The organism is Clavibacter vidaverae (assembly GCF_047529985.1).
Classification (GTDB): domain Bacteria; phylum Actinomycetota; class Actinomycetes; order Actinomycetales; family Microbacteriaceae; genus Clavibacter; species Clavibacter nebraskensis_A.
Map to the genome: position 1 here is coordinate 583,764 of NZ_JBLJAM010000001.1, position 26,775 is coordinate 610,538.

The window sequence follows — 26,775 nt, forward strand, 5'->3', positions numbered from 1 at the left end:
GTCGGCGCCCGGCCTAGGCTCGGAGTATGACGACGCCCCCGAACCCCTTCCTCGAGCCGAGCACCCTCCCCTACGGCATGCCCCCGTTCGCCGACATCCGCGAGGAGCACTTCCGCCCCGCGTTCGAGGCCGGCATCGCCGAGCACCGGGCGGAGGTGCGGGCCATCGCGGAGCAGACCGAGCCGCCGACGTTCGAGAACACCCTCGTCGCCCTGGAGCGCTCCGGCCGGATCCTCGACCGCGTCTCGCACGTCTTCTTCACGCTCACCTCGTCCGACAGCTCCCCCTTCACGCGCGAGCTCGAGGCGGAGATCGCGCCCGAGCTCGCCGCGCACGAGGACGCGATCCGCCTCGACTCGCGCCTCTACGCCCGCATCCGCGCCGTCCACGACACGCGCCACGAGTCGGGCCTCGACGCCGAGTCCGTCTACCTCGTCGAGCGGTACCTCGCCGAGTTCACGATCGCGGGCGCCGGCCTCGACGACGACGCCAAGGACCGGCTCCGCGACCTCAACCGCCGCCTGTCCGTGCTCACCACGCGCTTCGAGTCGAACCTGCTCGAGGACACCAACGACCTCGCCGTGGTCGTGGACGACCCGGCCGAGCTCGACGGCCTGGGCGAGGGCGCCTTCGCGGCCGCCGCGCAGGCCGCCGCCGACCGCGGGCTCGCGGGCAAGCACCTCATCACGCTCGTGCTCCCCACGGGGCACCCGTACCTGTCGCAGCTCACCGACCGGGGCCTGCGCCAGCGGATCATGGAGGCGTCGCTCGCGCGCGGCTCCCGCCGGAACGCGCACGACAACCGCCCGCTGGTGCTCGAGATCACCCGGCTCCGCGCCGAGCGCGCGGCCCTCCTCGGCTTCCCGAGCCACGCGGCCGCGGTCACCGCCGACCAGACAGCGCGCGCGCCCGAGGCCGTCGCCGACATGCTCGGCCGCCTCGCGCCGGCCGCCGCCCGCAACGCGCGCGCCGAGGCCGTCGAGCTGCAGCGCGTGATCGACCGCACGCAGGAGGAGAAGGGCGAGCCGACGTTCGAGCTCGCCGCCTGGGACTGGGCCTTCTACAGCGAGAGGGTGCGCACCGAGCGCTACTCGGTCGACACCGAGCGCATGCGCCCCTACCTGGAGGCCGACCGCGTGCTGCGCGACGGCGTCTTCCGCGCCGCCACCGCGCTCTACGGCGTCACGTTCACCGCACGCGACGACATCGTGGCGTACCATCCCGACGCCCGCGTCTTCGAGGTGCGCGGCGAGGACGGATCCCCCGTCGGCCTCTACGTGCTCGACCTCCACACGCGCGACTCGAAGCGCGGCGGCGCGTGGATGAACCCGCTGATCTCGCAGAGCGCGCTCCTCGACACGCCCACGGTGGTGCTCAACAACCTCAACGTGCCGAAGCCGCCCGCGGGGCAGCCCACGCTCCTCAGCTACGACGAGACGAACACGCTGTTCCACGAGTTCGGCCATGCCCTGCACGGCCTCTTCGCGCGCGTCACGTACCCGCGCTTCGCGGGCACGAACGTGTTCCGCGACTTCGTCGAGTTCCCCAGCCAGGTGAACGAGATGTGGATGCTGTGGCCGGAGATCCTCGCGTCCTACGCCGTCCACCACGAGACGGGCGAGCGGATGCCCGACGAGCTCGTCGCCGCGGTCCAGGCGTCGAGCGCCTTCAACGAGGGCTTCCTCACCTCCGAGTACCTGGGCGCCGCGCTCCTCGACCAGGCGTGGCACCGGATCGGCGTCGACGACGTGGTCGAGGACGTGGACGCCTTCCAGGCCGACGCCCTCGCCGCCGTCGGCCTCGACGTGCCGGCCGTCCTCCCCCGCTACGCGTCGAGCTACTTCCAGCACACGTTCGCGGGCGGCTACGACGCCGGCTACTACTCCTACATCTGGAGCGAGGTGCTCGACGCCGACACCGTGGAGTGGTTCCACGAGAACGGCGGCCTCACGCGCGCGAACGGCGACCGCTTCCGGTCGCGGCTGCTCGGCGTCGGCGGATCCAAGGACCCGCTGGAGGCGTACCGCGACTTCCGCGGCCGTGACGCCGTGATCGAGCCGCTGCTCGAGCGCCGGGGCCTCGTCGACTGATCCTGCGTCCCGCACGACGAGAGCGCCGCGCCCCTTCCGGGGTGCGGCGCTCTCGTCGTGATCCGGCGGCGGGCCGGCGGGATCAGGCGGACTTCTCCGCGCGGAGCATCGAGGCGCGCGGCACGATGGTGGGCGCGGCGTTCTGCACGACCGACTCGCGGGTGATGACCACGCGCCCCACCTCGTCGTCCGAGGGGATGTCGAACATGATCGGCCCGAGCACCTCCTCGAGGATGGCGCGGAGCCCGCGGGCACCGGTCTGCCGGAGCACCGCGAGGTCGGCGATGGACTCCAGCGCGCCCTGCTCGAACTCCAGCTCCACACCGTCGAGCTCGAACATCCGCTGGTACTGGCGGACGAGCGCGTTGCGCGGCTTCGTGAGGATCTCCATGAGCGCCCGCTGGTCGAGCTGCGTGACGGTGGTGACCACGGGCAGGCGCCCGATGAACTCCGGGATGAGGCCGAACTTGTGCAGGTCCTCCGGGAGGACCTCGCCGAACACGTCGGCGTTCACGTCCTTGCGGTGCAGCGGGGCGCCGAAGCCGATGCCCTTCTTGCCCGCGCGCTGGCTGATGATGTCCTCGAGCCCGGCGAATGCGCCGGCCACGATGAAGAGCACGTTGGTGGTGTCGACCTGGATGAACTCCTGGTGCGGGTGCTTGCGGCCGCCCTGCGGCGGTACCGAGGCGACCGTGCCCTCGAGGATCTTCAGCAGCGCCTGCTGCACGCCCTCGCCCGACACGTCGCGCGTGATGCTCGGGTTCTCGGCCTTGCGCGCGATCTTGTCGACCTCGTCGATGTAGATGATGCCGGTCTCGGCGCGCTTCACGTCGTAGTCGGCGGCCTGGATGAGCTTGAGGAGGATGTTCTCCACGTCCTCGCCCACGTAGCCGGCCTCGGTGAGCGCGGTCGCGTCGGCGACGGCGAACGGCACGTTGAGGCGCTTGGCCAGGGTCTGCGCGAGGTACGTCTTGCCGCAGCCGGTGGGCCCGATGAGGAGGATGTTGCTCTTGGCGATCTCGATCTCGTCGCCCACGGTCTCGGCCGGGCCGATGGTGCCGACGGCGCGCACGCGCTTGTAGTGGTTGTAGACCGCGACGGACAGCGCTCGCTTGGCGGCCTCCTGCCCGATGACGTACTCGTCGAGGAAGCCGAAGATCTCCTTCGGCTTCGGGAGGTCGAACTCCCCCGTGGTCTCCTCGCTGGCCTCGGCCAGGCGCTCCTCGATGATCTCGTTGCAGAGCTCCACGCACTCGTCGCAGATGTAGACGCCCGGTCCCGCGATCAGCTGCTGGACCTGCTTCTGGCTCTTCCCGCAGAAGGAGCACTTGAGCAGATCCGCGCTCTCGCCGATGCGTGCCATGAATGCCTCCCCGGAAGTCGTGCGGTGTGCCACGAGCCTAACCCGTGCGTCGGACATAGCCCGGACGCCTGGGAGCACGGCCCGTCGCGGGCCACCGCGTCACACGGCGCAACACACGGGACCGGGCACAGCGTCCGCACCCACCATGTCCGCATGACCGAGAACACCGCCACCGCATCCCCCGACGCGCTGTCCTTCGCCTACTGGGTCCCGAACGTCTCGGGCGGCCTCGTGACGAGCGACATCGAGCAGCGCACGCACTTCGACTTCGACTTCAACGTCCGCGTCGCGCAGCTCGCGGAGCGCAACGGCTTCGACTACGCGCTGAGCCAGGTCCGCTACGCCGCGTCCTACGGCGCCGACCAGCAGCACGAGTCCACGTCGTTCTCGCTCGGCCTGCTGCTCGCGACCGAGCGCCTCAAGGTCATCGCGGCCGTGCACCCGGGCCTCTGGCACCCGGGCGTGCTCGCGAAGTGGATCATCACGGCCGACCACATGTCGCACGGCCGCGCCGCCGTGAACGTCGTCTCCGGCTGGTTGAAGGACGAGTTCGTCGGCTTCGGCGAGCCGTGGCTCGAGCACGGGGAGCGCTACCGCCGCACCGAGGAGTTCATCCGCGTGCTCCGCGGCCTCTGGACGGAGAAGGACTACACGCACCTGGGCGACTTCTACCGGATCCACGACTTCACGCTCAAGCCGCCGCCCGTCGCCGTGCCCGGTCGCGCGCACCCCGAGATCTTCATGGGCGGCAACAGCACGGACGCCCGCGAGATGGGGGGCCGCGTCACCGACTGGTACTTCTCGAACGGGAAGGACTTCGCCGGGTTCGAGGAGCAGCGCCGCGACGTCCTCGCCTCCGCACGCGCGGCCGGCCGCACGCAGCGGGTCAGGTTCGGCCTCAACGGCTTCGTCATCGCGCGCGACACGGAGCAGGAGGCGCAGGACGTGCTCGAGGAGATCATCGCCAAGGCGAACCCCGACGCCGTCGAGGGCTTCCGGCAGGCCGTGAAGCAGGCGGGCGCATCCACCGGGGACGGGAAGGGCATGTGGTCCGACTCCACGTTCCGCGACCTCGTGCAGTACAACGACGGCTTCCGCACCGGGCTCATCGGGACGCCGGAGCAGATCGCGCGCCGCATGGTCGAGTACCGCAAGCGCGGGGTCGACCTGCTGCTGCTCGGCTTCCTGCACTACCTCGAGGACATCGAGGTGTTCGGCACCCAGGTGCTGCCCATCGTGCGGGAGCTGGAGCGCGAGGCCGTCGAGCGTGGCGAGCTGGAGGAGCCCGCCGCCTGACCCGGGCGGACGTGCAGGAGGGGCGGTCGGCTGATGCCGACCGCCCCTCCTGCCCGTGCGTGCCTAGCGGGCGGGGATCGCCGCCGTCAGGTTCTTGCGCGAGGTGAGCACCTGGTCGATGAGGCCGTACTCGAGCGCCTCGTCCGCACCCAGGATCTTGTCGCGCTCGATGTCGCGGTTGATCTGGTCGCGGTCGCGGTTGGTGTGCTTCGCCAGCGTGTCCTCGAGCCAGGAGCGCATGCGCATGATCTCCGCCGCCTGGATCTCGATGTCGGAGGCCTGGCCGCCGCTCGACTCGCCCGTGGCGGGCTGGTGGATGAGCACGCGTGCGTTCGGGAGCGCCAGGCGCTTGCCGGGCGCGCCGCCCGCGAGCAGCACGGCCGCGGCGGAGGCCGCCTGGCCGAGGCAGACCGTCTGGATCTGCGGCGACACGTACTGCATGGTGTCGTAGATCGCCGTCATTGCCGTGAACGAGCCGCCGGGCGAGTTGATGTACATGACGATGTCGCGGTCGGGGTCCATCGACTCCAGCACGAGCAGCTGGGCCATGACGTCGTCCGCGGACGCGTCGTCGACCTGCACGCCGAGGAAGATGATGCGGTCCTCGAAGAGCTTGGCATACGGGTCCTGGCGCTTGTAGCCGTAGGCCGTGCGCTCCTCGAAGCTGGGGAGGATGTACCGCGACGACGGGCTCGTGGCGGTGGAGCCGGCGCCGCGGGCGCCGCCGAAGGTGGGGAGTTCCATGTTCTCTTCTCTTACCTGTCTTCTCTGTCGCGGGCTCTAGGAGGTCTCGGTGCCGCCGCCGCCGACGACGTCGGTCGCCGACTCGCGGATGTGGTCGACGAAGCCGTACTCGAGGGCCTCCTGCGCCGTGAACCAGCGGTCGCGGTCACCGTCCTCGTTGATCTGCTCGGCCGTCTTGCCGGTCTGGCCCGCGGTGATCTCGGCGAGGCGCTGCTTCATCGAGAGGATGAGCTGGGCCTGCGTCTGGATGTCGCTCGACGTGCCGCCGAAGCCGCCGTGGGGCTGGTGCAGCAGCACGCGCGCGTTCGGCGTGATGTAGCGCTTGCCCTTGGTGCCGCTCGTGAGGAGCAGCTGGCCCATGGAGGCGGCCATGCCGATCCCGACGGTGACGATGTCGTTGGGGACGAACTGCATGGTGTCGTAGATGGCCATTCCCGCGGTGATGGAACCGCCGGGCGAGTTGATGTACAGGAAGATGTCCTTCTCGGAATCCTCCGCCGCCAGCAGCAGGATCTTCGCGCAGATCTCGTTCGCGTTGTCGTCGCGGACCTCGGATCCGAGCCAGATGATGCGGTCCTTCAGCAGTCGGTCAAAAACACCGGGTACCAGTGTCGGTTCGGCCATTGTTCGAGCTCCCATTCATTCGTCGCTTCGAGTCATGAATCTATCGGAGCGGATCCGCCCCGACGCCCGTGTTCGCCGCGGGCGGAGTGGGCGTCGCCGTGCGCCCGGCTGCCGACGTCCGGACGCACGAGGGCCCGGGGAGCATGCGCTCCCCGGGCCCTCGTGCCGACGCCCGCCCGGAGGCGGCCGGCGGATGCCGCTACTCGGAGTCGGCGGCCTTCTCGGCGGCCTTCTTCTTGGGCGCGGCCTTCTTCTTCGGCTTCTCCGCGGGTGCCTCCTCGGCGACGGGGGCCGAGGCCTCCTCGGCGGTGGCGTCGGCCTCGACGGCCTCGGCGTCCGCGTCGGCGGGCTCCGCGTCCACGGCGTCCGCGTCGCGCACGACGGGCTGCGTGAACTCGGTCACGTCGACGACCACGCCGTCGGCGTCCACGACGCGGGCCTTGTCGAGCACGACCGCGAGGGCCTTGTTGCGCGCGACCTCGCCGACCATGGCGGGGATCTGGTTGTTCTGCTGCAGCACCTGGACGAACTCGTTCGGCTCCATGTTGTACTGCTGCGCGCCCTGGATGAGGTACTGGGTCAGCTCGTCCTGGCTGACCTTCAGCTCCTCCTTCTCGGCGATGACGTCGAGGAGCAGCTGCTGGCGGAACGCCTTCTCGCTGGACTCCTTGACCTCGGCGCGGTGCACGTCGTCCTCGAGGCGGTTCTCGTTCTCGAGGTGGCGGTGCACCTCGTCCTCGACGAGCTTCTCGGGGACGGGGATCTCGACGCCCTCGAGCAGCTTGTCGACGATCTGGTCGCGGGCCTGGGTGACCTGGCCGAAGACCTTGGACTTGCCGACCTGGACCTTGAGGTCCGCACGCAGCTCGTCGATGGTGTCGAACTCGCTGGCGATCTGGGCGAAGTCGTCGTCGGCCTCGGGCAGCTCGCGCTCCTTGACGGACTGGACGGTGACGGCGATCTCCGCGGTCTCGCCCTCGTTGTCGCCGCCGAGCAGCTTCGACTCGAAGGTGGTGCTCTCGCCGGCGGTGAGCGACTCGAGGGCCTCGTCGATGCCGTCGATGAGGTCGCCGGAGCCGAGCTCGTAGGAGATGCCGCTCGCGGTGTCGACGGCGTTGCCGGCGATCGTGGCGGTGAGGTCGATCTGGACGAAGTCGCCCGTCTTCGCGGGGCGGTCGACCGTGATCAGCGTGCCGAAGCGGCTGCGCAGGGAGTCGAGCTCGGTGCCGACCTCGTCGTCGGTGACCTCGACGGAGTCGACCGTGAGCTCGAGGCCCTCGTAGGAGGGCAGGTCGAACTCGGGACGGACGTCGACCTCGATCTCGAGGAGCAGCTCGCCGGTGAGGTCCTTGCCGGGCCACTCCTTGACGTCGGCCTCGGGGCGGCCGAGGGGACGGATGTCCGTCTCCTTGACGGCGGCCTGGTAGAAGCCGTCCATGCCGTCGGTCACCGCGTGCTCCAGCACGGCCTCGCGGCCGACGCGCTGGTCGATGATGGCGGGCGGCACCTTGCCCTTGCGGAAGCCGGGGATGTTGACCTGCTCGGCGATGTGGCCGTATGCGTGGTCGATGTGCGGCTTCAGGTCTTCGGGGGTGGCAGAGATCGCGAGCTTGACGCGCGTGGGGCTCAGCTTTTCGACCGTGGTCTTCACGTGTGGAGTTCTCCTGTAATCGCGGTACGCGCCTCGGCTGAGACGGCATTTCGTCGTCGGGGATGTGGTCGGGGCGACAGGACTCGAACCTGCGGTCTTCCGCTCCCAAAGCGGACGCGCTAGCCACTACGCTACGCCCCGGCTGCCACGCATTCCCTCGGTCGAGGCGGGCGCCGTGCGCCTCGACGTGCAGGCGCGCGGAAGCCGATCCGACCGTGGCACAGCCTATCCGACTCGTGCCGGGCGCTGGTCACCGGCGACGGGAGGCTGCGCTACGCTGGATCCCGCGCATCCGGCGCACGGCCCCTCGGGGGCGGTGATGCCGGCGCTGCGGGGATGTAGCTCAATGGTAGAGCCTCAGTCTTCCAAACTGATCACGCGGGTTCGATTCCCGTCATCCCCTCCATCGCGGTCCTGATCGCCGCTCCGCCCGTCCTCCCCACCCCCATCGCGGTGCGGGCCTCCCCCGATCGGGGCATCGCGCCGCCTCGCGCCGCCGGCACCGATAGCGTCCTGGTTCGTGGAGTGCCGCGGAGCTTCCGCACAGGGCGAGCTCGAGGGGGCTGCATGGTCGAGGACGACGCACGGGGATCACGGATCGGCGCGCAGCCCTGGGCCGCACGACCCGACGACCTGCTGCGCACCGACCTCTGTCCCGCCTGCCTCGCCGTGCTGGACGCGCTCGTCTGCGGGCGCTGCGGACTCGACGTCCGCGCGCCCGACGCGGCCGCCGTCCTCGACGCGTCACGGCGCATGCTCGAGTCGATCGCGGAACGCGAGCGCCTGCTCGCGTCGATGCGGCGGTGGAGCGCGGCCGCCGCCCGGGAGCACGAGGCCGCGGTCGCGCGGACCGCGGATGTCGGGACGGACGTGGCCGTCGCGTCGCGGGTGCGGGCAGCGGTGACGTCGCCGGGCGCCGTACATGAGGCCCCGGCGCCCTCCGGGCCAGCGGCTCCGGCCGGGGCGGACGCATCCCTCCCGCAGCAGGCGACTCCGGACACGCGCCCGCCCGCGCCGGCGCCCGCGGCACCTCGTCGCCGCATCAGCGTCCCGGCCGTCCTGCTCGCCGTCGGCGTGGTGCTGCTCTCCGTCGCCGCCGTCTTCTACGTGGTCTACGCGTTCGTCACCTACGGGCTCGTCGTGCGCGCGGCCATCACGGCGTCCGTCACCCTCGCGGCGCTCGCGGCGGCGGGCGTCCTCGCCCGGCGTCGGCTGCCCGGCACGGCCGAGGCCGTCGGCGTCGTGGGCATCGTGCTCCTGCACCTCGACGTCTGGGCCGTGCGGTCCTACGACCTCGCCGGGGCCGCGTCGACCGACCCCTTCGTCCACTTCGGCCTGGGCACGCTCGTCGTGTCGGCGGCGCTCCTCGCCCTCCGGCCCCTGCTGCGGATCCGCGTGGCGGGCATCGCGGGCTGGGCGGGGCTCACCGTGGCCGCGGGGCTCCTGGTGGGTGCCGTCCCGTCAGCGGACGCCGGCACGCGCACCGCCCTCGCCCTCGCGTCCGCGTCGGCGGTCGCGCTCGTGCACGCGGCACCGCGATCACGCGCGCGGGCCATGCCGGACGCCCTCGAACGCGGGATCCTGCGGGTCGTCGGGGTCGTGGCGGCCGCGGCCGCGGTCGTGGCGGGTGCCGCCAGCGCGCTGGACCCCGCGGCCGTCCCCGCGCTCCCCCTCCTCGTCGCGGCCGCCGCCAGCGGCGCCCACGCGTGGGCGCTCGCGCGGGCAGCGTCGCCCGATGACGGCCTCCGCCGGCACGAGGAGGACGCCACATCGGAGGAGGCGGCCGGACACGACTCGGCCGTCCCTCCGGTCGGGGTCGGTGGGATCGTCCCGGACGCCATGGACGCGGGGCCGGGTGGCTCGGATTCGGCGTCGTACACAATCGCCTCGGATCCGCTGCGCGCCTTCGCGGCCGTGATCGCGGGTGCGGGAGCGGCAGCGGCGTTCCCGGTGACGGCCCTGATGGGCGGCCCCGTGCTGCTCACGATCTGCGCCCAGCTCGTGGCCGCCGCGCTCGTCGCGGCCGTGCTCGACGTCGCCTCCCGACGTCTCGTCGACCCCCCGCTGACGGCGACGGCGCGCGTCGCCGCCGTGGCCGCCCTGGTGGTCGCGGGCCTCGCCGGCGTGCCCGCCGCGTTCGCCGGATTGCGGGGCGTCACCGCCGCGCTGCTGGTCGGCGTGCCGGCGTGGGGGCATGGACCGCTCGACGACGCCGTGGCCGTGCTCGGGCGCACGAGCGGCGTCGCCGATCTGCCCGGCGACGGTCGGGCGGCCGCGCTCGGCCTCATCGCCGTCTGGATCCTCGCGGCCGTCGCCGCGTGGGCGGGGCACCGGCTCGGGGCACGCCGCGGCCTCCTCGCATGGTCGGGGGCCTCCGTCGTCGTCGCGGCGATCCCCGCCCTCGGCCTGGTCGCCGTGGTCGCCGGTGCGTACGTGGCCGTCTCCGCAGCGGCGCTCGTCGGGCGGCTGTCGGCGCGGGAGCCGGTCGCCGGATCGGGTCCGGTCACGGATCCGGGTCCGTCATCGCCCCGCTCCCGCGTCCCCGCCGCGCCGCTCATCGCGCTCTCCCTCGCCGCCGGCGCCCTGGGCTGGTCGGCGTCCTGGGCGAGCACGGGCACCTGGTGGGCGGTCACGCCCGTCGTCGTCCTGCTCCTGGTCGCCGGATCCCGCACCGCTCGCACCGACGGCGCCGCGCGCCTCGCCACGGCCGGGGCGGCGCTCCTGGCCCTCGTCGCCGCGGGCGCCCTCGCGCCCTCGCTCGTCCGCTCCCGCGTCATCGGGGCGCCGCCGGCGACGTCCGCGCTCGGCGCGGTCGCGGATCCGGTCGTGCTCCTCCTCCTGGGCTCCGGTCTGACCGTCCTCGTGTCCGGCATCCTCGCGGGGCGACCGGGCGTGCGGCGTCGTGCGCTGCTCGCGACGGTCCTGCTCCCCGCGTGCATCACGGCCCTTCCCGTCGCGATCGTCGGAGCGGACCGGGCCGGCGGCGCGCTGACCGGATCGCCTGTCTGGTCCATCGCGGGGCAGGCGCTGCTCGTGGCCGGCCTCGGTGCCTGGACCGCGGGCGGCGTCCGACACGTGGGCCTCTCCGCGCGAGCGCCCCGTGCGGATGAGCCGACGACCGCTCCTCGACCCGCCGGGAGCACCGCGCTGCGCCGGTGGCGCCTGACGACCGCCGGCCTCATGGCCCCGACGCTGCTGCTCGCGGTCCTGACCGTCGCCGGGCTGGTCGACCGTGGCGCCGCGCCCCACGGAGCGGTCCCCGCGGCCGTCGCCCTCGCCGTCGCAGGCGCCGCCCTGCTCGCGTACCGCTACGCGTCCCGCGCGCTCCGGGTGGCGCTCGACGCCGGCGCAGCCGTGGTGGCGTCCGGCGCGCTGCTCGTCGCCGTGTCCTCCGTCGCGGGGCGCGAGGGACGCGAGCTCCTGTGGATCCCGCTGCTCCTCCTCGCCGCGACGGCGCTCGCCCTGTCCTTCGCCCACGACGGGCTGCTCCTCTCCCGCAGCGCCCGCCGCGCGTGGGGCTGGACGGCGCTCGGCCTCGGGATCGCGGCGCTGTGGTCACGGCTGCTGGCGGGCGGCACGGCCGCCCCCGAGGCGTACTGGCTGCCCGTCGCGGGTGCCCTGCTCATCGTGGCGGCGCTGATGCATCGGGCCGCGGTGCGTGTCGACGGTGACGCGGTCCGCTCGCAGGCCGGACCGCCCGTCCGGCGCGGCGTCACGGCGCTGACCCTCGCGGGCATCCTCACGGCCGTCCTGCCGCTCGCCTCAGCGGGCCGCCCGGAGGACGTGCTCCGGCCGTACCTCCTCACCGCGGTCTGCGCAGCCCTCGCGCTGGCGGCAGCGACCGCCCTCCGTCGCGCGCCGTCTCCCGTCCGGCCGCTGCTGCACGCGGTCGTGACGGGCGGCGGCCTCGGGCTCCTGGTCGTCGGCGGCGCGCGTGCGCTGCGGCTGGCGGCGGAGGTGGCCGGCCCGCTGGCCGCCGTCGACCTCCAGCTGGGGATCACGGCGGCGCTGCTCGTCGCGATCGGCGTGCTCGTCGTCCGCGCCGCCCGCGACCCCGCGGAGGTGCGTCTCGCCGGAGCCGCGTGGGCGGCCGCCGCCGCGCTCATCACCGTGGTGATGGTGGCGACGGTCGTCCCCGGAGACGGCGTGGTCCGCCCGCTGGTCGCGAGCGCGGCGCTCGTCGCCGGCGCCGGGATCCTGCTCGTGCTCCGCTCGGTGCATCGCCCCGTGCTCGCCGCGTCCGCCGCCGTCTCCCTCCTCGGCGCCGTCGTGGTCGCCCTCCTCGCGTGGCGGGGCGGCGATGCGTCCAGCGACGCCGCGACCGCCATCGTGCCCGCCGTCGTCGCCGTCCTCGTGGCCGCGGTGGGTGCCGCCGACCGGTTCCGGCACCCGTCCCCCGATCCTGTCCGCCCGGGCGACCACGTCGATGCGGTCGGCGTCCTCCGTCGCTCGGCCGACATCGCGACGGGCGTGCTCGTCGGCAGCACGGCCGCGGTGGGCGCGGCCTCCGACGCGGCGGGACTCCCCGTCGCCCTCCTCCTCGCGGGGACGGCCGTGCTCATCGCCTCCTCCGGTCCCGGGTCGCGCCTTCGACACCACGTCGGGTGGATCGCCCTCGTCCTCGGCTCCTCCGCCCTCTGGGTCGCGCTGGGCCGGGGCCGCGTCGACGCCGTGGAGCCGTACGTCCTGCCGCCGGCCGGGGTCATGCTCGTCGTCGCAGTGCTCCTCGAGCGCGGCATCCCCGGTCGCCGCGGACGCGTCGCGGCGGTCGGCCGCGACCGACCGACCGGAGCCGCGCCCGTCCTCCTCGGCGCGCTGCTCCTCGCCGCGCTCCCCACGGCCGTCGCGTCCTGGACGGGGACGCCGGTCCGCGCCCTGCTCCTCGGCAGCGCGGCCGGGGTCGTGCTGCTCCTCGCTGCGGCCGCCCTGCGCGGCTCGGACGCCACCCCCGGGACGCGGGCCCTGCTCATCTCCACCGCTGCCGCGTCCGCGCTGACGGTGCCGCTCGTGGGCTTCGGCAGGAGCGTGGCCCAGCTCGAGGCCTTCCATCCGGCCACCTTCGGCCGCACGGACCTCGGGACGCTCGCCGCGGCCGTCGTCCTCGTGCTCGCCGTCGCCCTCCTCCCGGCGCACGCGGTGGAGCGCCCTCGCCCCGGCCCGGGCGTCGACGGCTCACCGGCGCTCTCCGACGGATCGTCCGCCCCCGGCCACGGCGCAGCCGCGCTGCCCGGCGCGACCCGCGATGCACGCGACCCGGCGGACGCCCTGCTCCACGCAGCGCCCCGGATCGCCGTGCTCGTCGCGCTCGTCGGAGCAGCCGTCGTGGGCACCGTCGGCATCGTGCGCGCCCATGCCGAATGGATCGACGGAGTCGGCCCGCGCGCCGCCCTCCTCACCGGCCTCATCGCCGCCCTGCACGTCATCTGCTCCCCGCCTGGCCCCGCGCCGGCCGTACCGGGCGATCGCGACGCCCTCCCGGTCACCGCTCCCCCGCTGCGCGACCGCGTCCTCGCCGTGGCCGCGCTCGTCGTCGGCGGGCTCGTCGCCGCGGTCCTCGTGATCGCGGGAGCAGCGGACCCGGTCGAGACCGTCACGGTGCCGATCGCCGCGGGTCTCCTCCTCGTCGGCGCCCGCCGCATGATCCGCGACCCATCCGTCGGGAGCATGCCGCACCTGGCCCCCGGGCTCCTCGTCCTCCTCGTCCCGCCGCTCCTCGCCGACCTCGGGCCGAACCCGGCGTGGCGCATCGTCGGCCTCGGGATCCTCGCGCTCGCGACGCTGCTCGTCGGCGCGCGCCTGAAGCTCCGCGCCCCCTTCCTCATCGGCGCCGGCGTCCTGCTGGTGCACGCCCTCGCGCAGCTGTGGCCGTGGATCCGCGAGGCGTCCGCCACCGTCCCCTGGTGGGCCTGGGCGGGCATCGGCGGCGTCGTGCTCATCGCCGTGGCGGCGCGGTACGAGCGGCGCATCCGCGACGTCAAGGAGGTCGCCGCCCGTGTCTCGGCGCTCCGCTGACACGCCCCGTGCCGCGGTAAGCCATGCCTCAGCTTGCTTGCGGGCGCCGGCGGGATGCGCGAGATTGACGGCATCGTCCGCAACCCGCAGACCGTCATCCGACGCTCGAGGAGAGAACCCATGACCGACACCGTCCACGTCCCCACCAGCTCCGCATCCGCCGACGTCGCCGCCGGCGTCGCGCAGTTCCTCAGCCCCGTCGTCGTCAACCTCCAGGCCCTCGCCGTCAACGGCAAGCAGGCGCACTGGCACGTCCGCGGCGCCAACTTCATCGGCGTCCACGAGTTCCTCGACGTGCTCGTCTCCCACGCGCAGGACTGGGCCGACACCGCCGCCGAGCGCGTCGTCGCCCTCGGCCTGCCCATCGACGCCCGCATCGAGACGGTCGCCTCGGCCACCACCACGGCGCCGCTCACCCCCGGCTTCCGCCAGTCGAGCGCCACCATCGCCGAGGTCATCGCGCAGATCGACGCGACGATGGAGCTCGTCAACCGCGCCGTTCAGGAGCTCGGCGAGATCGACGTCAACAGCCAGGACGTCGCGATCGAGATCGCGCGCGGCCTCGAGAAGGACCGCTGGTTCCTCTTCGCCCACATCAGCGAGTAGCGCCGCCCGCAGCACCCGCCGCCGACGGTCGAGGGGCCCGGATCCGATCGGATCCGGGCCCCTCCGTCGCATCAGCGCACCATCAGCGCCGCATCACGCCTGGCAGTACGGGCACCAGTAGAGCTTCCGGCCCGCGGCCTCCTCCATCACGATGTTGGTGCCGCACACGCGGCACGGCAGCCCCTCGCGGTGGTAGACCCAGTGGCGGTCCGCCCGGTTGCGCAGCGCCGCCTCGAGCCTCTTGCCGCGCAGGCCGTCCATCGTCATCATCTGGCCGACCTCGACGCCCTTGCGCAGGAGCTTCGACCAGTCCTTCCAGATGCCGCGCACCACGTCCTCGGGCACGTCGCGCCCGGGCGTGTGCGGGTTCTGTCGCGCGCGGAACAGCAGCTCCGCGCGGTAGACGTTCCCGATCCCGCTCACCACGGCCTGGTCCATTAGCAGCAGGCCGATCGCCGTCGGCTTCCTCCGCACCGTCGCCGTGAAGCGGTCCTCGGAGCGCTTGCCGCCGTCGACGAGGGGATCCGGCCCCAGCTTGTCGATGGCCTGCTGCACCTCCTCGGGGCTCGCGACGACGCACGCGGTGGGGCCGCGCAGGTCCGCCACGGCACGCTCGGTGAGGAGCCGCACGCGCACCTGGCCGACGGGCTCGGGCGGCCACGCCTCCGCGGAGAACGGGTCGTGGACCTTCTCCTGCTCCGCCATGCGCAGCCGCGCGCGGCGCGGCGCCCCGATGCTCGCGAGCGAGTCCTCCGCGTCGGAGTCCACGGGCGCGTCGTCGACCCGGTCGTCGACCGGCACGTCGCCCCGCATGCCGTTCTGCCCCATCCGGTTGAGGGTCGACACGTCGCCCGCGAAGTCCCACGCGCCGTAGAGGCCGAGGTGCACGCGGAGCCAGACGTCGCCGTCGAACTCGAGGAACATCTGCTTGCCCACGGCCTTCGCGGCCAGGAGCCGGCGCCCGTCGAGCACGGCGGCGCCCTCCGCGAAGCGGCCCTGCGGCGACGACGCCTGCACGACGTCGCCCACGAAGTGCGCCTCGAACTGCTTCGCGATCCGGTGGATCGAATGCCCCTCGGGCACGGCGGCCTAGTCGGTGACGGGGTGACCGGCGATGGCCCCCGTCGTCTCGTACTCGGCGAGCTGCGCGATGCGGCGCGCGTGCCGCTCCTCCCCCGAGAACGGCTCGGCGATGAACGCGTCGATGAAGGCCGTGGCCTCCTCGACGGTGTGCTGGCGGGCGCCGATGGAGATCACGTTGGCGTCGTTGTGCTGCCGCGCGAGGACGGCGGTCGACAGGTTCCAGACGAGCGCCGCGCGCACGCCCTCGACCTTGTTCGCGGCGATCTGCTCGCCGTTGCCGGATCCGCCGAACACGACCCCCAGCGCGGTGGTGCCGTCGCGCTGGTCGGCGACGACGGCGCGGGCTGCGCGGATGCAGAACGACGGGTAGTCGTCGAGCGCGTCGTAGGCGGTCGGCCCGTGGTCGACGACGTCGTGCCCGGCGTCGGTCAGGTGGTCGGTGAGGTACCTCGAGAAGTCGAGGCCCGCGTGGTCGGTCGCGATGTGGATGCGCATCGGTGCACTCCTCCTGCCGCGCGTCGCGGCGTCGTGCCCGCGGCGCGGGCGGTGCCGGGCGCACCGCGGCCGGACGCCCGTGGGCGCCCGGCCGCCGCGCGCGCGACGGGAAAGGATCAGTCGAAGATCGGGCCCACGGTGCGCGAGCGCTTGATCTCGAAGAAGCCGGGGTAGCCCGCGACCGCGACGACGCCGTCCCAGAGCTTCACGGCCTCCTCGCCCTTCGGCGCCGGCGAGATGACGGGACCGAAGAACGCGACGCCGTCGACGGAGATGACGGGCGTGCCGACGTCCTGGCCGACGCGCTCGATGCCCTCGAAGTGGCTGGCGCGCATGGGCTCGTCGTAGCGGTCGGTGCGGCTGGTCTCGGCCAGCTCCGCCGGGAGGCCGAGCTCGGCGAGCACCTCGGGGATCACGACATCGGCGTCCTTCTGGTCGCGGAGGTGGATCCGCGTGCCGAGCGCGTCGTAGAGGGGCTTGACGTGCTGGGCGCCGTGCTCGGCCTCGACGGCGGCGACGAGGCGGGTGAAGCGGAGGGCGCGCGGGAGGAACGCGGCGAAGCTCGGCTCGTCGGCCTTGTCCTCGTTGAGGACGGCGAGGCTCATGACGCGCCAGGTGATGTCGAGGTCGCGGTGGCGGGCGACCTCGTCGACCCAGCGGGAGGTCATCCACGCCCAGGGGCAGGAGGGGTCGAACCAGAACTCGACGGCGGTCGTGCGGGGGCTGCTCTGAACGTCGGACATGCCGCAAGCCTAGGTCAGCCGACGCAATAGGATCGGCTCCGAAAGCGGCGCCGCTCCGCCCGCGCACCCGCGGTCCCCGACCGCCCGGTGCACCGTCCCGCGAGGCGCGTCCGCACGCACGGCCCACCCACCTCACGGACGAGCAGGAGCACCATGCCAGGAGAGAACCTCACCCGCGTCGAGGCCGAGGAGCGCGCGGCGCTCCTCGACGTGTCCGAGTACGACGTGACGCTCGACCTCACCCGCGGAGCCGAGGTGTTCGGATCCACCACCACCGTGCGCTTCACCGCGACGACGGGCGCGTCCACGTTCATCGACGCGATCACGCGCACGGTGCACGCGGTGACGCTCAACGGGCGCGAGCTCGACCCGGCGGACGTCAGCGACGGCGTCCGCATCCGCCTCGACGACCTCGCGCAGGAGAACGAGCTGACGGTCGTGGCCGACGCCATGTACACGAACACGGGTGAGGGCCTGCACCGCTTCGTGGATCCCGTCGACGACGAGGTCTACCTCTACTCGCAGTTCGAGGTGCCGGACTCGCGCCGCATGTTCGCGGTGTTCGAGCAGCCCGACCTCAAGGCCGTCTTCCGCTTCACGGTCACGGCGCCGTCCCACTGGGAGGTCGTCTCCAACTCCCCCACGCCCGAGCCCACGGCCGCCGCCGACGGCGCGTCCACCTGGACCTTCGAGCCGACGCTGCGCATGTCGAGCTACATCACGGCGCTCATCGCGGGGCCCTACGGCGTGGTCCGGAGCGAGCTCACCTCGAGCGACGGCCGCACGATCCCGCTCGGCGTCTTCGCGCGCAAGTCGCTCATGGAGCACCTCGACGCCGACTACGTGTTCGAGAAGACCCGCGAGGGCTTCGCGTTCTACGAGGAGCGCTTCGAGTACCCGTACCCCTTCCCGAAGTACGACCAGCTGTTCGTCCCCGAGTTCAACGCGGGCGCGATGGAGAACGCCGGCGCCGTCACCTTCGTGGAGAGCTACGTCTTCCGCTCCAAGGTCACCGACGCCGTGAAGGAGCGCCGGGTCACGACGATCCTGCACGAGCTCGCGCACATGTGGTTCGGCGACCTCGTCACCATGAGGTGGTGGGACGACCTGTGGCTCAACGAGTCCTTCGCCACCTACATCTCCACGCTGGCGACCGCCGAGGGCACCGAGTGGACGGGCGCCTGGACCACGTTCAACGCCGGCGAGAAGTCCTGGGCGTACAACCAGGACCAGCTCCCGAGCACGCACCCCGTCTACGCGACCATCAACGACCTGGAGGACGTGCAGGTCAACTTCGACGGCATCACGTACGCGAAGGGCGCGTCCGTCCTCCGCCAGCTCGTCGCCTACGTCGGCCAGGACGAGTTCCTGAAGGGCGTGGCCGCGTACTTCCAGCGCCACGCGTTCGGCAACTCGACGCTCCGCGACTTCACCACCGAGCTCGAGGGCACGAGCGGCCGCGACCTCGAGCGCTGGACCGACCTGTGGCTGAAGACCTCGGGCGTCAACACGCTGCGTCCCGAGATCGAGACGGACGAGGACGGCGTCATCACGTCGTTCGCCGTGCTGCAGGAGGCGGCGGAGGACTACCCGACGCTCCGTCCGCACCGCCTCGCGATCGGCTTCTACGAGCTGCGCGACGCGCACCTCGTCCGCACGGAGCGCTTCGAGCTCGACGTGGACGGCGACCGCACCCAGGTCGCCGAGCTCGTCGGCCGCCAGCGCCCCGCGCTCGTGCTGCTCAACGACGACGACCTCACCTACGCGAAGGTCCGGCTGGATCCCGCGTCGCTCGAGGTCGCGATGCGCCACCTGGCCGCGTTCGAGGACTCGCTCGCCCGCTCGCTCGTCTTCGCCTCGGTGTGGGACGCGACGCGCGACGGCGAGATCCGCGCCCGGGACTACGCCCGCCTCGTGCTCGACAACGTGGCGACCGAGGACGAGTCGACGGCCCTCCGCTACGCGCTCGCGCAGCTGACCGTCGCCGCCACCACGTACTCGGCCCCGGACCACCGCGGCGAGCTGCTCGCGACGGTCGCGTCCGAGCTGTGGGCGCTCACCGCGCAGGCGGCGCCCGGATCCGACAACCAGTTCCAGTTCCTGCGCACCTTCGCCCAGGTCGCCGCCGAGCCCGCGCAGCTGGATCACGTGCAGGCGCTCCTCGACGGCACCGAGACGCTCGAGGGCGTCGAGATCGACGCGGACCTCCGCTGGGAGCTGCTGACCGCGCTCGTCGCGGGCGGCCGGGCCGGGACTCCCGAGATCGACGCCGCGCTCGCGGCCGACCGCACGGCCACGGGCGCGCAGTCCGCCGCCCAGGCCCGCGCGGCGCTGCCGACCTCGGAGGGCAAGCAGGCGGCGTGGGCGTCGGTCTGGGAGGCCGACACCGAGCCGAACACGATCGTCCGCACGACGGGCCTCGGGTTCCGCCGCGCGGCCGACGTCGAGCTGCTGCGCCCGTACGTCGGCGCGTACTTCGACGCGCTGCAGGGCGTGTGGGAGTCGCGGAGCTACGCCATCGCGGCGGCGCTCATCGGCGGCTTCTACCCGTCGCCGCTCGCCGACGCCGAGCTCCGCGACGCGACCGTCGCCTGGCTCGACGCGAACCCCGAGCCGCCGGCGCTCCGCCGCCTCGTCAGCGAGCTGCTGTCGGGCGTGGAGCGGGCGCTCCGGGCGCAGGCGAAGGACGCCGAGTAGCCCCACCCGCACGATCCCGACGGGGACGGTCGCCCAGGCGGCCGTCCCCGTCGTCGTCCCCGGCGCACCTGCGCACGGACCCAGGGCCGGCCGAGGGGGCCGCCGGTACACTCGGCCGGATGACCTCCCCTCTCCTCCTCCCCGTCGGAAGCGCGTCGCGATGGACCTGAGCATGGTGTGCTGCGGCGACGGCTCGTTCTTCTCCACCTGGGGCGACCTCATCAAGGTCGTCTCCTACATCGCCGGCGGGCTCCTGCTCCGACTGGTCCTGCTCGTGGTGATCCGGCAGACGGTCGACCGGATCGTCTCGGGCGTCAAGAAGCGGCAGAACGTCGACGACACCCAGTCCATCCAGGCCTCTCCGCTCACGGCCGTGCGGGTCGTCCAACGGACCCGCACCCTCGGCAGCGTCCTGAGCAACATCACCACGGTCGTGATCGTCGTCATCGTCATCGCGAGCGTCCTCTCGGTCGTCGCGCCCGACGTCACGAGCTCCCTCGCCCTCCTCACCGCCGCCCTCGGCGCGGGCCTCGGCTTCGGCGCGCAGAACATCGTCAAGGACATCCTCAACGGCCTGTTCATGGTCGTGGAGGACCAGCTCGGCGTCGGCGACGTCGTCGACGTCGGCCCCGCGACGGGCGTCGTCGAGACCGTCGGCATCCGCATCACGACGCTGCGCGACGTCAACGGGACGCTCTGGTTCGTCCGGAACGGCGAGATCCTCCGCGTGGGCAACATGTCGCAGGGCTGGGCGCGCGTGGTCATCGACCTCGCGGTCCCGTACGACACCGACGTGCAGGCCGTGCAGGAGCGCATGCTCGCCACCGCCACCGAGCTCGCGACCACGTCCAAGTGGCGCTCGCGCATCGTCGAGAAGCCGGAGATCTGGGGCATCGAGTCGATCTCGGAGTCCGCCGTCGTGATCCGCGTGGTCGTGAAGACCCGCAGCAACGCCCGCGACGACGTGTCGCGCGAGCTCCGCGGCCGCCTCAAGGCCGCCCTCGACGCCATGGGCGTCACGCTCCCGTCGCTCAACGCCGTCGTCCTCACGGGCTTCGACAGCGCCGCGAGCGTCGGCGGCGCGCACCCGCCGCGCACCGTCCCGACCCCGGTCCAGCAGGCGGAGTCCCCCGCCCCGCGGAAGCGCGCGGCCCGGAAGGCCGCCCAGCGCCCGCCGGCGGCGACATCCGACGCCCCCGCGTCCCCCGTCGTCCGCGGCGCCGCCGGTGCTCGGCCGGACCCCCGCGCCACGCAGATGATCCCGGCGCAGGACGACCCGGCCGCCGTCCCGCTCGACGAGGACGAGGTCACCGCCACGTGGACCGTGCCGGTGGACGAGGCGTCGGACGCCCCGGTCGACGGATCCGCTGGGGAGTCCACCGCGCGGCAGCCGGACGCCGCGCCCCCGCGGCCGCACCGCGCACCCCGCCAGCCGCGGAAGCCCGCCACGCCGCCCGAGGAGTCCTGATGGCCGACCTGCTGGCGAGCTCGTTCTACAAGGACGTCGGCGGCCGGCCCACGTTCGAGAAGCTGGTCCGCGAGTTCTACCGCGGCGTGGCCGAGGATCCGGTCCTCGTCGCCATGTACCCGGAGGAGGACCTGGAGGGCGCCATCCAGCGCCTCACGGGGTTCCTCGAGCAGTACTGGGGCGGCCCGACGACCTACAGCGACGAGCGCGGGCACCCGCGCCTGCGGATGCGGCACATGCCGTTCCGCGTCAACCCCGACGCGCGCGACCGCTGGCTCGCGCACATGCGCGTGGCCGTCGACTCGCTCGGCCTCGCCCCGATGCACGAGGCGCAGCTGTGGGACTACCTCGAGCGCGCCGCCCACGCGATGGTGAACACGTTCGACGAGTCCTGACGGATGGAGCGCCGGGCCGCGGGCTAGAGCCGGCGGACCAGCACGTGCCCGCGGGACGTCGTGAGCCGGGTCCACGGCCCCGTGCGGAACACGGCCACCGGCACCTCGCCGTCATCCGCCTCCGCGTCGGGGGCGGGATCCGGACCGAGGAACCCGAGGCTGTAGGCCGCGAAGGCGCCGCCCGCGACCACATCGGGCGCGCCGTCCACGGGGCGACCCCAGACCTCGCCGCGCACGCGCGAGACGATCTGCTCGCCGATCCCCGAGGGCACGGCGGCCGCGACCTCGTCGATGCCGGCCCGCGCGGCGGCCCGCAGGGCGGCGGCGGGCACGTCCGCGACGCGCTCCCACCCCGCGCGCGGCGGGGAGATGCCCGCCCACGGCGCCGTCGCGGTGTCGGGCGGGACGAGCACGCCGACGGGCTCGCCCGGGGATCCGGTCGCGGGCCCCTCGAGTCGCGCGAGGCGGTCGAGGAGCGCGCGGATGGGCACCACGCTGTCGACGGGCGCCTGCGTCTCCGCGGCGAAGGTGCGGAGGCCGAGCACGGTGGGCGCCCGGTCGAGGAGCCCCGCCGGCTGCAGCACGGAGGTGTACACGGCGAGCACGCCCCCGGATCCGATGAGGCGGACGGCCCCGTCGTCGACGCGGGCGGAGCGCCCGAGGAAGGTCTGCAGATCGCCGAGGGCGAGGGCGTCCCGGAGGGCGAAGGAGGGCGTCATGGCCTGTCTAAGCTACTGGATGTGCCCGGGCGACCCGCCCGGCAGCCCGACCGCCCGAGGTCGGCCCGTACGGCGGAGGACCCATGACCGACCACGCATCCGACACCCCCGACGAGTCCGCGGGCGGCCCGCTCGCCGGGCTCCTCACCGCGCTCGACCTCACGGACACCGGCGCCCGCACGAGCGAGGACATCTCCACCGGCCCATCGCAGTGGATGCCGATGGGCCGCGTCTTCGGCGGCCAGGTCCTCGCGCAGTCGCTCGTCGCGGCGATGCGCACGACCGAGCCCGACCGACGCGTGCACAGCATGCACGGCTACTTCCTCCGCCCCGGCGACGTCACGAAGCCCATCACCTTCTCCGTCGACCGCATCCACGACGGGCGCTCCTTCTCCACCCGGCGCACGCAGGCGTACCAGGACGGCCGCCCGATCCTGTCGATGATCGCGTCCTTCCAGGACGCCGACGAGGGCCTCGAGCACCAGGCGCCGATGCCGGAGGGCATCCCGGACCCGGAGTCGCTTCCGAGCGCGCACGACGTTCTGTCGCGCATCGAGCACCCCGTCGCGAAGCACTGGGCGAACGACCGCCCGTTCGACATGCGCCACGTCGAGCAGCCCGTGTACTTCGGCGCCGCCGAGGAGCGCGTCGCCCACCAGGCCGTGTGGATCCGCGCCATCGGCCGCCTGCCCGACGACCCGGCCGTGCACCTCGCCTCGCTGGCCTACGCGAGCGACTACTCGATCCTCGAGTCGATCTACCGGCGGCACGGCCTCAGCTGGGCCACCCGCGGCATCAAGACGGCGAGCCTCGACCACGCCATGTGGTTCCACCGCTTCGGCCGCGCCGACGAGTGGATGCTGTACGTGCAGGAGTCGACGAGCGCGCAGGGCGGTCGCGGCCTCTCGCTCGGCCGCATCTACTCGCGCGACGGCGTGCTGCTCGCGAGCGTGGCCCAGGAGGGCATGGTCCGCGTCCCGGCCGAGGCACGGGCCTGACCCGGCTCAGCCCCGGCGGCTGAACGCCACGGGCTCCTCGATGTACGCGGCCCATGCGGCGCGCTCGTCGTCGGTGATCCGCCGCGGGCGCCCGGTCGCGGAGTCGACGAGCACGATCGTCGACGACGCGCGCGCGTACAGCGCGGCCGGCTCGACGCCCACGGGCGTCCGCAGCTCGTAGCAGGCCTCGAGGCTGGATCCGCCGAGCCGCCCCAGCCACACCTGCACGTCGAGCGGACGCCGCCCGTACGAGATGGGCAGGAGGTACTCGACCTCCTGCCGGGCGATCATCGTCATGGTCGAGGCGCCCGCGGACGCGTCGATGAGCGCCATGCCCGGGTCCACGCCCTCGCCGTCGTCGTCGCCCCGCCAGAAGGCGCGCACGCGCGCCTCCTCCAGGAGACGGAGGACCTCCACGTTGTTCACGTGGTCGTAGGCGTCGAGGTCGGCCCACCGGAGGTGGACCGGGACGTGGACCCGGGCCATCGGATCAGTCGCGCGTGAGCTTGCGGTACGCGGAGCGGTGCGGCTTCGCGGCGTCCGGGCCGAGTCGCTCGACCTTGTTCTCCTCGTACGCCTGGAAGTTCCCCTCGAACCAGTACCAGTTCGCCGGGTCCTCCTCCGTGCCCTCGTACGCCAGGATGTGGGTCGCGATCCGGTCGAGGAACCACCGGTCGTGGGTGATGACCACGGCGCAGCCGGGGAACTCGAGGAGCGCGTTCTCCAGGCTGCCGAGGGTCTCCACGTCCAGGTCGTTGGTGGGCTCGTCGAGGAGCAGCAGGTTGCCGCCCTGTTTGAGCGTCAGCGCGAGGTTCAGGCGGTTGCGCTCACCACCGGAGAGGATGCCCGCCTTCTTCTGCTGGTCCGGTCCCTTGAAGCCGAAGGTGGAGACGTAGGCGCGCGCCGGGACCTCCTGCTTGCCGACCTGGATGTAGTCCTGGCCGTCCGAGACGACCTCGAACAGCGACTTCTCCGGGTCGATGCCGCCGCGGCTCTGGTCGACGTACGAGATGTCGACCGTGTCGCCGACCTTGAGCTCGCCGGCGTCCAGCGGCTCGAAGCCCACGATGGTCTTGAAGAGCGTGGTCTTGCCGACGCCGTTCGGGCCGATGACGCCGACGATGCCGTTGCGCGGCAGGGTGAAGGAGAGGTCGTCGATGAGGACCCGCTCGCCGAACTGCTTGTGCAGCTTCTTCGCGTCGATGACCTGGGATCCGAGGCGCGGGCCGACGGGGATCTGGATCTCCTCGAAGTCCAGCTTCCTCGTGCGCTCCGCCTCGGTCACCATCTCCTCGTAGCGCGCGAGGCGCGCCTTCGACTTCGCCTGGCGGCCCTTCGCGTTGCTGCGGACCCAGTCGAGCTCCTCCGCGAGGCGCTTGGAGAGCTTCGCGTCCTTCTTGCCCTGGACGCTGAGGCGCTCCTGCTTCTTCTCGAGGTACGTGGAGTAGTTGCCCTCGTACGGGTAGAGGCGCCCGCGGTCGACCTCGGCGATCCACTCGGCCACGTGGTCGAGGAAGTACCGGTCGTGGGTCACGGCGAGCACGGCGCCGGGGTACTTGGAGAGGTGCTGCTCGAGCCAGAGGACGCTCTCGGCGTCGAGGTGGTTGGTGGGCTCGTCGAGGAGCAGCAGGTCGGGCTTCTGCAGCAGCAGCTTGCAGAGCGCGACGCGGCGCTTCTCACCGCCCGAGAGGTTGGCGACGGAGGCGTCGCCCGGCGGGGTGCGCAGCGCGTCCATCGCCTGCTCGAGCTGCGAGTCGAGGTCCCACGCGTCGGCGGCGTCGATGGCCTCCTGCAGGGTACCCATCTCGGCGAGCAGCGTGTCGAAGTCCGCGTCGGGCTCGGCCATGGCCGCCGAGATCTCGTTGAAGCGGTCGATCTGCGCCTTGATCGGGCCGACGCCCTCCTGCACGTTCTCGAGGACCGTCTTCGACTCGTCGAGCTCGGGCTCCTGCATGAGGATGCCGACCGAGTAGCCGGGCGACAGCTTGGCCTCGCCGTTGCTGGGGGTGTCGAGGCCCGCCATGATCTTCAGGATCGTCGACTTGCCCGCGCCGTTCGGTCCGACGACGCCGATCTTGGCGCCGGGGATGAACGACATGGTGACGTCGTCGAGGATCAGCTTGTCGCCGACCGCCTTCCGGGCGCGGACCATCGAGTAGATGTATTCAGCCATGCCTGCGAGTCTATTCAGTGCCGCAGGTCCCGGACGCCGCCCGCGGACGGACCGGCGCGGCGGTCACCAGTCGATGGCGCGGGTCTGGCCGACCAGGCAGCGGCCCGACGAGAGCGCCGGCTCCGCGTGGGCGGTGAACCCGTCCTGCGCCCGCTGCCCGATGAGGCACGCCTCCGCCATGTGGACGGACACGAGGATCGAGTCGACCGAGTTGCCGAGCGGCGTGCGGTCGGCCGTCACCTCCATGCGCTCCTTCGGGAAGCCCGCGGCGACGAGGGCGTCGACGAGGTCGCGTCCCTGGGCGTTGGGGTTCGCCGCGACCACCGCGGTCGCCGTCGCCTCGAACGCGGGCAGGTTGTCGGCCGCCGTGCCGCCGGGGTCGACGGACGCGACGGTGGGCTCCGCGGAGGGCGTCGCCGCATCCGGGCTCGCCGATGCGGCGGAGGGCGTCGGCTCGGTGGGCGCGGGCGACTGCGTGCAGGCGGAGAGCAGGAGGGCGGCCGCGAGCACGGGCGCCGCGATCACGCGGGTGACGCGGATCACGCGGCGGGCTCGTCCGCGCGGGCGCGGTCGGCGTCGTGTGCGGGAGCTGAGGGGATGGCGAGGTCGTCGCCGTCGGCGCGTCCCCGATCGTCGTCGAGGGAGGATGCGCGCATGCTCGCGAGGATATCCCGGGCGATGGCCTCGAGCTGGGAGGTCTGCTCGGCGGTCAGCGGGTCGAACACCGTGCGGAGGACCTCCTCGGCGTGGCCGGGTGCGGCCGCCTCGAGGGTCGCGCGCCCCTCGTCGGTGAGCTCCGCGAGGAGGCTGCGCCCGTCGTGCGGCGACCGGGACCGGCGCACCCACCCGAGCTGCTCGAGGCGCGTCACGGCATGGGACGTGCGGCTCGCCGACGCCTGGAGCGCCCGGGCGAGCACGCTCATGGGGAGCGCGGCGCCCTCGGCCTCCGACAGGCGGACGAGGATCATGTAGTAGGCGTGCGGCATGCCGGCGTCCCGGAGCAGCTCCCGCTCGATGCGCTCGGTGACGTGGTTCAGCGCGACGATGACGGTCCGCCAGGCACGCTGCTGATCCGGCTCGAGCCACCGGGGGGATCCGCTCATGGTGCGATCCTAGGCGTCGCGGTCGCGGGGCCGGCGGCGCCCGGCCGACGGCGGGCCAGCACCGCGTCCGCCTCGAGCTCCACGACGTCGTCCTCGGGGCGTCCCGCCCGGCGCGCTCGCAGGACGCCGGTGACGACCACCTCCTCGCCGACGGCCAGGCCGGCGAGGTCCGTGGAGGCCGCCGTGCCCGTGCAGGTCGCGAGGACGCCCGGGACGCCCGGGACGCCGGCGCGGTCGCGCGACCCGTCGGCGTCGCACCCGCCGACCAGGAGGCTCGCGACCTCCCAGCCCTCCGCCGTCCGTATCCGCGCGACCGGTCGCAGGAGGCGTCCCCGCAGGACGACGGGCGCGAGGGGCCCGTCGGATCCGTCCGCCGGCGTCGTCGCATCTCCGCTGCTCGCCGCTGCCATGCCGCCCCTCCCCGCGGACGCACGAGGACGCGACCGCGGGCGGATCCTGCCTCGCGCGTCGGCGGGGCGTCGCATCTCGACGGCGCGCCGGGATGCGGAGAGGCC

General features: G+C 73.1%; 21 protein-coding genes and 2 tRNA genes. 9 read left to right on the forward strand and 14 right to left on the reverse strand.

From position 1 onward, the window contains the following. Positions 1-26 precede the first annotated feature (26 nt). Positions 27-2,090 (forward strand): M3 family metallopeptidase, encoded by a 2,064-nt coding sequence (locus ACMT9T_RS02710; protein WP_414744123.1) that lies wholly within the window; start codon positions 27-29, stop codon positions 2,088-2,090. A gap of 82 nt (positions 2,091-2,172) precedes the next feature. Here the strand turns inward: ACMT9T_RS02710 and clpX are convergent, their stop codons facing one another. Continuing rightward, the gene (clpX, locus tag ACMT9T_RS02715; protein WP_116055230.1) at positions 2,173-3,453 is read right to left on the reverse strand and encodes an ATP-dependent Clp protease ATP-binding subunit ClpX; all 1,281 of its coding nucleotides are present in this window, start codon (positions 3,451-3,453) and stop codon (positions 2,173-2,175) included. 153 nt (positions 3,454-3,606) lie between these two features. On the opposite strand from clpX, the gene sfnG reads away from it, so the two are divergent. Then, positions 3,607-4,749, forward strand: a complete 1,143-nt coding sequence (gene sfnG / locus ACMT9T_RS02720) for a dimethylsulfone monooxygenase SfnG (protein ID WP_414744124.1) — start codon at positions 3,607-3,609, stop codon at positions 4,747-4,749. A gap of 63 nt (positions 4,750-4,812) precedes the next feature. Here sfnG and ACMT9T_RS02725 read toward each other — a convergent pair whose 3' ends face one another. The 4 genes from ACMT9T_RS02725 to ACMT9T_RS02740 all read right to left on the reverse strand — a co-directional run bounded on the left by ACMT9T_RS02725 (position 4,813) and on the right by ACMT9T_RS02740 (position 7,909). Next, positions 4,813-5,493 (reverse strand): ATP-dependent Clp protease proteolytic subunit, encoded by a 681-nt coding sequence (locus ACMT9T_RS02725; RefSeq protein ID WP_012038151.1) that lies wholly within the window; start codon positions 5,491-5,493, stop codon positions 4,813-4,815. A 36-nt stretch (positions 5,494-5,529) separates the two neighbouring features. Beyond that, positions 5,530-6,117, reverse strand: a complete 588-nt coding sequence (locus tag ACMT9T_RS02730) for an ATP-dependent Clp protease proteolytic subunit (RefSeq protein ID WP_012038150.1) — start codon at positions 6,115-6,117, stop codon at positions 5,530-5,532. A 199-nt stretch (positions 6,118-6,316) separates the two neighbouring features. Next, positions 6,317-7,768 (reverse strand): trigger factor, encoded by a 1,452-nt coding sequence (tig, locus tag ACMT9T_RS02735; protein ID WP_414744125.1) that lies wholly within the window; start codon positions 7,766-7,768, stop codon positions 6,317-6,319. A gap of 65 nt (positions 7,769-7,833) precedes the next feature. After that, positions 7,834-7,909: transfer RNA gene (locus ACMT9T_RS02740), tRNA-Pro, on the reverse strand. Between the two features lie 191 nt (positions 7,910-8,100). Here ACMT9T_RS02740 and ACMT9T_RS02745 point away from each other — a divergent pair. From ACMT9T_RS02745 to ACMT9T_RS02755, 3 genes are all read left to right on the forward strand, one after another. After that, positions 8,101-8,174, forward strand: a tRNA-Gly gene (locus ACMT9T_RS02745). Positions 8,175-8,335: 161 nt separating this feature from the next. Further along, a complete protein-coding gene (locus ACMT9T_RS02750) occupies positions 8,336-13,780 on the forward strand; it encodes an SCO7613 C-terminal domain-containing membrane protein (RefSeq protein ID WP_414744126.1) in 5,445 nt (1,814 codons plus the stop codon). Between the two features lie 120 nt (positions 13,781-13,900). Further along, on the forward strand, positions 13,901-14,386 hold the full coding sequence (locus ACMT9T_RS02755) for a Dps family protein (protein WP_094130500.1): 486 nt from the start codon (positions 13,901-13,903) through the stop codon (positions 14,384-14,386). A 93-nt stretch (positions 14,387-14,479) separates the two neighbouring features. Here the strand turns inward: ACMT9T_RS02755 and ACMT9T_RS02760 are convergent, their stop codons facing one another. From ACMT9T_RS02760 to ACMT9T_RS02770, 3 genes are all read right to left on the reverse strand, one after another. After that, positions 14,480-15,469, reverse strand: a complete 990-nt coding sequence (locus ACMT9T_RS02760) for an Fpg/Nei family DNA glycosylase (RefSeq protein WP_414744127.1) — start codon at positions 15,467-15,469, stop codon at positions 14,480-14,482. A 6-nt stretch (positions 15,470-15,475) separates the two neighbouring features. Beyond that, on the reverse strand, positions 15,476-15,964 hold the full coding sequence (locus tag ACMT9T_RS02765; RefSeq protein ID WP_116055220.1) for a ribose-5-phosphate isomerase: 489 nt from the start codon (positions 15,962-15,964) through the stop codon (positions 15,476-15,478). Positions 15,965-16,080: 116 nt separating this feature from the next. Further along, entirely contained in the window at positions 16,081-16,707 is a 627-nt protein-coding gene (locus tag ACMT9T_RS02770; RefSeq protein WP_414744128.1) for a mycothiol-dependent nitroreductase Rv2466c family protein, read from the reverse strand. Positions 16,708-16,860: 153 nt separating this feature from the next. Between ACMT9T_RS02770 and pepN the strand changes: the two genes are divergently transcribed. The 3 genes from pepN to ACMT9T_RS02785 all read left to right on the forward strand — a co-directional run bounded on the left by pepN (position 16,861) and on the right by ACMT9T_RS02785 (position 21,267). Then, the gene (gene pepN, locus ACMT9T_RS02775; protein ID WP_414744129.1) at positions 16,861-19,404 is read left to right on the forward strand and encodes an aminopeptidase N; all 2,544 of its coding nucleotides are present in this window, start codon (positions 16,861-16,863) and stop codon (positions 19,402-19,404) included. A gap of 160 nt (positions 19,405-19,564) precedes the next feature. Next, positions 19,565-20,872 carry a mechanosensitive ion channel family protein gene (locus ACMT9T_RS02780; RefSeq protein ID WP_414744130.1) on the forward strand — a complete coding sequence of 436 codons (1,308 nt, stop codon included), beginning with the start codon at positions 19,565-19,567 and terminating at the stop codon, positions 20,870-20,872. Beyond that, a complete protein-coding gene (locus ACMT9T_RS02785) occupies positions 20,872-21,267 on the forward strand; it encodes a globin (protein WP_414744131.1) in 396 nt (131 codons plus the stop codon). Before ACMT9T_RS02780 ends, ACMT9T_RS02785 begins: the two co-directional genes overlap by 1 nt. Before the next feature lie 23 nt (positions 21,268-21,290). Here ACMT9T_RS02785 and ACMT9T_RS02790 read toward each other — a convergent pair whose 3' ends face one another. After that, positions 21,291-21,986 carry a DUF8185 domain-containing protein gene (locus ACMT9T_RS02790; protein ID WP_414744132.1) on the reverse strand — a complete coding sequence of 232 codons (696 nt, stop codon included), beginning with the start codon at positions 21,984-21,986 and terminating at the stop codon, positions 21,291-21,293. A gap of 83 nt (positions 21,987-22,069) precedes the next feature. Here ACMT9T_RS02790 and ACMT9T_RS02795 point away from each other — a divergent pair, with 83 nt between their 5' ends. After that, positions 22,070-22,984 carry an acyl-CoA thioesterase gene (locus ACMT9T_RS02795; protein ID WP_414744133.1) on the forward strand — a complete coding sequence of 305 codons (915 nt, stop codon included), beginning with the start codon at positions 22,070-22,072 and terminating at the stop codon, positions 22,982-22,984. A 6-nt stretch (positions 22,985-22,990) separates the two neighbouring features. Here the strand turns inward: ACMT9T_RS02795 and ACMT9T_RS02800 are convergent, their stop codons facing one another. The 5 genes from ACMT9T_RS02800 to ACMT9T_RS02820 all read right to left on the reverse strand — a co-directional run bounded on the left by ACMT9T_RS02800 (position 22,991) and on the right by ACMT9T_RS02820 (position 26,670). Further along, the gene (locus tag ACMT9T_RS02800; protein WP_414744134.1) at positions 22,991-23,470 is read right to left on the reverse strand and encodes an acyl-CoA thioesterase; all 480 of its coding nucleotides are present in this window, start codon (positions 23,468-23,470) and stop codon (positions 22,991-22,993) included. A gap of 4 nt (positions 23,471-23,474) precedes the next feature. Further along, positions 23,475-25,157 (reverse strand): energy-dependent translational throttle protein EttA, encoded by a 1,683-nt coding sequence (gene ettA / locus ACMT9T_RS02805; protein ID WP_414744135.1) that lies wholly within the window; start codon positions 25,155-25,157, stop codon positions 23,475-23,477. 63 nt (positions 25,158-25,220) lie between these two features. Then, entirely contained in the window at positions 25,221-25,700 is a 480-nt protein-coding gene (locus ACMT9T_RS02810) for a DUF6993 domain-containing protein (protein WP_414744136.1), read from the reverse strand. After that, entirely contained in the window at positions 25,697-26,260 is a 564-nt protein-coding gene (locus ACMT9T_RS02815) for a MarR family winged helix-turn-helix transcriptional regulator (protein ID WP_414744137.1), read from the reverse strand. The genes ACMT9T_RS02810 and ACMT9T_RS02815 overlap by 4 nt, the downstream gene beginning before the upstream one ends. Continuing rightward, the gene (locus ACMT9T_RS02820; protein ID WP_414744138.1) at positions 26,257-26,670 is read right to left on the reverse strand and encodes a hypothetical protein; all 414 of its coding nucleotides are present in this window, start codon (positions 26,668-26,670) and stop codon (positions 26,257-26,259) included. The genes ACMT9T_RS02815 and ACMT9T_RS02820 overlap by 4 nt, the downstream gene beginning before the upstream one ends. Positions 26,671-26,775 lie beyond the last annotated feature (105 nt).